Here is a 5,296-nt window from a genome sequence, read left to right on the forward strand (position 1 = left end):
GATTTCTCCGGTTCCCAGCGGAATGCTTCTGTCGCGCTGAGCGGCGGCACCTCGACCGCGCGCCCGGTCTTCGCATCCACCGGCGAGAGCGCAGCCGGATGTGTCACGTCCACCGGCGCGCTCTGCGCGTTGGCGATCACGACCGTCATCCCCATCGGCGAAATCTGGAAGAGCTTGCGCGCGAACTCGGAGGGCAGGTGTACGCAGCCATGTGACGACGGATAGCCCGGCAGCCCGCCTGCATGCAGCGCCACGCCGTCCCACGTCAGCCGCTCCGAATAGGGCATCGGCGCGTTGTTGTACTTCTTCGAGTGGTGATCCGCGTCCTTCTGCAGGACCGTGAAGATGCCGGTCGGGGTCTGGTGTCCCGTCTTGCCGGTGCTCACCGTGGCGACGCCGATGCGAACGCCATTGCGGTAAATGTCGGCCCGCTGCTCGGGGAGGCTCACGACGACGACGATCGGCCCGGACGGCACCGCGTCGGCATCCCAGATGAACTGCCCGGGCTTGAGCGCAGCCGGGTCGGCATCGACCGGCTGTGAAGCCGTCGCGCCCCAGAAGGGTTCAGCAGCGACGGGAAACACCACTGTGAGCACGGCAACGAGGAGGAGGTGGAGCATGGAAACTTCCCGGCGAGCGGATGTGGTCGGGCACGGATTGTAGCGCAGCCCGATCGCGTGCCTCCGGCAACGTCTCCACTTTCTGGCGTGCCGCGCGTTGCAATCCTCCGGGGAAGCCGTTGTCGCGCCCGCGTGGGGTCGCGCAGTTGACCCTCTAACGCGGCGGCGCGTTCCTCTGAACCAGCACGAGGGCGATACCGCCGAGTGTCGCCACCGAGGCGACGACGAGTCGCAGCGGGATTTCTTCGGAGAGCATCACCGCGCCGCCGGCGGCCGCGATGACCGGCACCGAGAGCTGCACGGTGGCGGCACTGAGTGCGGTCAGCTCGCGCAGCGCCGCGTACCAGATCACGTAGCCGAGTCCCGAGGTGACGGCGCCGGACGCGGCCGCGAGCGCGAGACCCGACGGCGCCACGTGCAGGTCACCGATCGAGAGAACGCTTGCCGCGAGGGCGAGCGGGACGGCGCCCGCGAAATTGGCGGCGGTCGCCTTGAGCGGGCTCGCCACGACGCGCCCGCGCAGCGAGTAGATGCCCCAGGCGATGCCGGCGATGGTCATGAGTCCGCCGCCGATCGGGGAAGGCGCGGTAACGCCCGGCGCCAGCAGGTAGACGAGACCCGCGACGGCCATCGCAAAGCCCACCCAGGCGAGGGGCCGGAAGCGCTCGCCAGCACGCCGGCCGCCGAGAAACATGGTGAGTTGCACGGCACCGAACAGGATCAGCGCACCGGTGCCCGCAGTGAGGTAAAGGTAAGCGAAGGAAAAGCAGGCAACGTAGAGGAACAGCATGGTCGCCGCCCACCAGTCCGGGCGAGCTGGCTTCGCCTCTCCGCGCAGGAGGCGGACGATGAGCGCGAGCGCCAGCGCGCCGGAGGCCAGCCGAACGCTGCCGAAGCTCGCCGGGTCGATCGTCGGCTCCTGCAGCGCGAGCCGGCAGAGAATCGAGTTGGCCGCGAAGGCGACCATCGCGAGCGTCGTGAGGAGCGTTGTCTTTGCCGTGTCCGCTGCGTGGGTAGTCGTTCTCATCTGCGGTCCGGCGTGTTGAAGACTCCTGACATGGGCACCATGATGGCGATCCGCATCGCTGCGGCTCGAATCAGCTCTTTGCGCGCGCGTCGCGCGCCGTCGGCAACCCGCATCCGGCACCCCCTCTTCTCACGCCGGCTTGATGTTCTGGTTCATCCGGAACAGGTTCGTCGGGTCGTACTTCTTCTTGAGCTTCACCAGCCGATCGTACGTCGCACCGTAAGCGAATGCGATGCGATCGGTCTCGTCTTGAGTGAGAAAGTTGATGTACGCACCACCGCTGGCGAACGGCTGTGACTTGGCGAAGAATTCGCGCGCCCAGGCGATGCACCGTTCGTCCTCGGCGGCCGACTCCCAGCGGCAGTGTACGTTCATCACGTACTTGGCGTCTCGACTCGAGTAGGCCATCGCCTCGGGCGCAACGCGGGTCGTCTGCCCGCCGATCGTGCCGATGAAGATCTCGCACTGCGGTGACGGCAGCTTGCCCGCGTAGTCAATGATGGCGTCGAGCGCGCCGTCGCTCAAGCGCGAGAAGTTGTGCGACTTCCAGTAGTTGCGGGCGCCCCGCGTCAGGAGCGGATCGAAGGCCTGCTGCCAGGCGGTGTACGGCTGCACGCCGACGTGCTCGCCATGGGGCGTACCGCACTTGCGCAGTGGTTCGATCAACTTCTCGCCCTGTGCGGGGTCACCCGCATAGAACAGGGCGAGCGCGACCATCTCCTTTCCGTGTACCTTCTCCGGCAAGAAGGGCAGCGGCGGCGCCTTCCGGGTCACCATCCACACGTTGAGCTCGTCCGGCATAGTCTCAGTGAAGCGAGCGAATTGCGCGAGCACGGACTTCGCCTCCTCGAACGGGAAGACAATGAGCCCGCTTAGCACCTCCGGCCCGACGGAATGGAGCTGGAACTCGAAACGGGTGACGACACCGAAATTCCCACCGCCACCACGTAGCCCCCAGAAGAGGTCGGCGTTCTCCGTTTCGCTCGCGTGGACTTGGCGGCCATCCGCCGTGACGACATCCGCGGAGAGAAGGTTGTCGATGGTCATCCCGTACTTCCGGCTCAGCCAGCCGAACCCGCCGCCGAGCGTGAGGCCGGCCACGCCCGTGGTCGAGTTAATGCCCAGCGGTGTGGCGAGGCCGTGCGCCTGCGCGGCCGCGTCGAAGTCGCCGAGGGTGCAGCCGGGTTCGACGACCGCCTGGAGTGCGTTCACGTCTACCTGGACGCCCTTCATCAGCGAGAGATCGATCATGAGACCGTCGTCGCAGACGGCGTTACCCGCGATGTTGTGTCCGCCCCCTCGAATCGAGACGAGGAGATTGTGCCTGCGCGCAAACGCGACAGCCTGGACGACGTCTTCAGGCGACGCGCAGCGGGCGATCAGCGCGGGTCTGCGGTCGATCATGGCATTCCAGATCTGGCGGGCGTCGTCGTATCCCGAGTCGAGAGGAAGAAGAACCTCACCACGGAAGTGCGCTTTGAAGTCGTCGATTTCTGCTTTCTGTAACTGATTCATGCTTGCCTCCTTTGGATGTGCCTCAAACGTCGAAGCGGACCCTCGGTTCGAGCGACAGAACAGACCCCGCTCTTAGATCGAGTCCGGCGCGTCAGGTTGCTTCAATCATGGTGTTCTGAGATCTCGTCTTGCGACGAGACAATCGGTGCGAGCGCCTCGCCGATGCGCTGGCCTTGCACATCGTTGATCATGCCGGCGAGGATCTCCGTGAAGCGTGGCTCCGCGACGCCGGAGAGGATGTACTGCCAGCGATAGGCACCGAGCACGACCGCGCGCACCTGCTGCACCTCGTCGCCGGTGAAGAAACGCCCGGCAGCACGCACGAAGTAATCGACGTCCGATGCGGCCTGCAGCTGCAGCAGTCCGTCCACGGCGCCGACCAGCCCGATGAGGTCGTCCACCGCTGCATCGCGCGCTTCCGCGGTGAGCTTTGCGTTCTCGCGCTGCCACTCGAGCTCGTCGAGGATCGCGTGCTGCGACTCTTCACGCCAGTGAAAGAGGAAGACGTCCTTCCACAGCTCCGAGAGGTGCTCGTCGGGCTCGATGCTCGAGCGGTAGTGCGTCTGCGTGAAGAGCTCGATCAGGCAGGTGAGCGCGAGCACCGCCCAGGTCGACTTGCCGAGCACCACCGATGCGACATCGTTCGGCTGCGGCAGGAAGCTGTAGCCTTCGGGCATGCCCTCGGCCGCCAGGCGTTCGATGCGGCGGAAGAGCTCCTGGTGCTTGAGCTCTTCGTCGCCGAAGCGCACCAGCGCCTCCAGCGCGGTCTGATCGCCGAGCCAGTGATCACGGCTGACCTCCAGGATCTTGGCGCCGATGAAGCGCTCCACGAGGCCGAACATGTTGGCGTAGGTGCGGCCCTGGATCTGGGACAGGAAACGCTGCTCGCCCTGCGAGAGGAACGAAAGACGATCGATCTTCGAGAGGCTGTCGGGGAGGAACTTCTTGGAGAAGTCGAACGTGCGGCCGCGGATTACGTCGCGCTCGATCTCCCAGCGGATGCGCTTGGAGACCTCGACGCAGCGGGCGTAGCGGCGGGTGTCGACCGAGTAGTGAGCGGTTTGCATGGTTTGCCTCCATCAGCAGTTGGGTTGAAAGTGACGGTGCGCTGCACGCGCCGTCATGGAGGCGAACTCTACGCGCCAGCGGTAACGGGCCTTTTTCGGCTGCGAAACGCTTTGTATCAGTGTGTAACCCGAGTCCTCGCTTTAGCGCCGGTCTATAATCCGCCGCAACGGAGGGCGACGTGACCAGCGGTAGAGTCCTGATCGTCGACGACGATGCCGACGTGCGCGAGATGCTCGCTGAGTACCTCGCGACGCATGGCTACACGGTGGCGCAGGCAGATGGCGGGGTTGCAATGCGTGCCGAGCTCGAACGGGCAGTGCCCGACGTCGTGCTGCTCGATCTTGCGCTGCCGGGCGAGGACGGCCTCACGCTCGCGCGCTACCTGCGCGAGCGCTACGACCTCGGCATCATCATGGTGACCGGCGCGGGGGAGCTGGTGGATCGCATCGTCGGCCTCGAGATGGGGGCGGACGACTACATCGCGAAACCGTTCGATCCGCGCGAGCTGCGGGCGCGCTTGAAGAGCGTGATGCGGCGCGTGCAGCGCGGCGCAACGAGTGAAGCCACGCCGGCGCACAGTGAGCCCGACCGCATCGCGATGGGACGCTGCCTGCTCGATCTGCAATCCCACTGCCTGGTCGACCGGGACGGTGCCGAGGTGCCGCTCACGGCGATGGAGTTCGATCTGCTGCGCGCGTTCGCCGAGCACCCGCACCAGGTGCTCTCGCGCGACCGCCTGCTCACGCTGACCCGCAATCGCGAGTGGGAGCCCTTCGACCGCTCCATCGACATCCGCATCGCGCGGCTGCGAAAGAAGATCGAGGACGATCCGGAGCAGCCCCGCGCGATCCGCACCGTGCGCGGCGCAGGGTACATGTTCGTGCCGCAGACTGCTTTGTAACCGGATCGTTGCCGCAGGTAACTGCCGGGTAACTCCCGCGCACGTTTGCTGCTATCGCTCTACACTTGGCGGGGTCGTGACCGCGACGGTTCTTGCCAGTGATCGAGCTTCCGTTCCACCACCCAGCTTTGCAGGTCCTCCTCGACAGCGAGGACGCGGCGGTGT

At 65.9% G+C, this 5,296-nt stretch carries 5 protein-coding genes; 1 reads left to right on the top strand and 4 read right to left on the bottom strand.

Annotated features, from left to right (window positions below):
• The 4 genes from JNK68_06665 to JNK68_06680 form a co-directional block, all read right to left on the bottom strand.
• On the bottom strand, window positions 1–620 hold a 620-nt coding region (locus JNK68_06665), incomplete at its 3' end, for a L,D-transpeptidase family protein (GenBank protein MBL8540038.1).
• Between the two features lie 154 nt (window positions 621–774).
• A complete protein-coding gene (locus JNK68_06670; protein ID MBL8540039.1) occupies window positions 775–1,647 on the bottom strand; it encodes a DMT family transporter in 873 nt (290 codons plus the stop codon).
• 129 nt (window positions 1,648–1,776) lie between these two features.
• Window positions 1,777–3,162 carry an FAD-binding oxidoreductase gene (locus JNK68_06675; GenBank protein ID MBL8540040.1) on the bottom strand — a complete coding sequence of 462 codons (1,386 nt, stop codon included), beginning with the start codon at window positions 3,160–3,162 and terminating at the stop codon, window positions 1,777–1,779.
• 101 nt (window positions 3,163–3,263) lie between these two features.
• Window positions 3,264–4,229 carry a hypothetical protein gene (locus JNK68_06680; protein MBL8540041.1) on the bottom strand — a complete coding sequence of 322 codons (966 nt, stop codon included), beginning with the start codon at window positions 4,227–4,229 and terminating at the stop codon, window positions 3,264–3,266.
• A gap of 230 nt (window positions 4,230–4,459) precedes the next feature.
• On the opposite strand from JNK68_06680, the gene JNK68_06685 reads away from it, so the two are divergent.
• A complete protein-coding gene (locus JNK68_06685; protein MBL8540042.1) occupies window positions 4,460–5,131 on the top strand; it encodes a winged helix-turn-helix domain-containing protein in 672 nt (223 codons plus the stop codon).
• The last annotated feature ends 165 nt before the right edge of the window (window positions 5,132–5,296 follow it).

The sequence above is a fragment of the Betaproteobacteria bacterium genome (assembly GCA_016791345.1).
GTDB lineage: Bacteria > Pseudomonadota > Gammaproteobacteria > Burkholderiales > JAEUMW01 > JAEUMW01.

Coding starts and splice junctions, on each gene's coding strand:
- JNK68_06675 (MBL8540040.1), bottom strand. CDS start 3,162: ATGAATCAGTTACAGAAAGCAGAAATCGACGACTTCAAAGCGCACTTC.
- JNK68_06680 (MBL8540041.1), bottom strand. CDS start 4,229: ATGCAAACCGCTCACTACTCGGTCGACACCCGCCGCTACGCCCGCTGC.
- JNK68_06685 (MBL8540042.1), top strand. CDS start 4,460: ATGCTCGCTGAGTACCTCGCGACGCATGGCTACACGGTGGCGCAGGCA.
- JNK68_06670 (MBL8540039.1), bottom strand. CDS start 1,647: ATGAGAACGACTACCCACGCAGCGGACACGGCAAAGACAACGCTCCTC.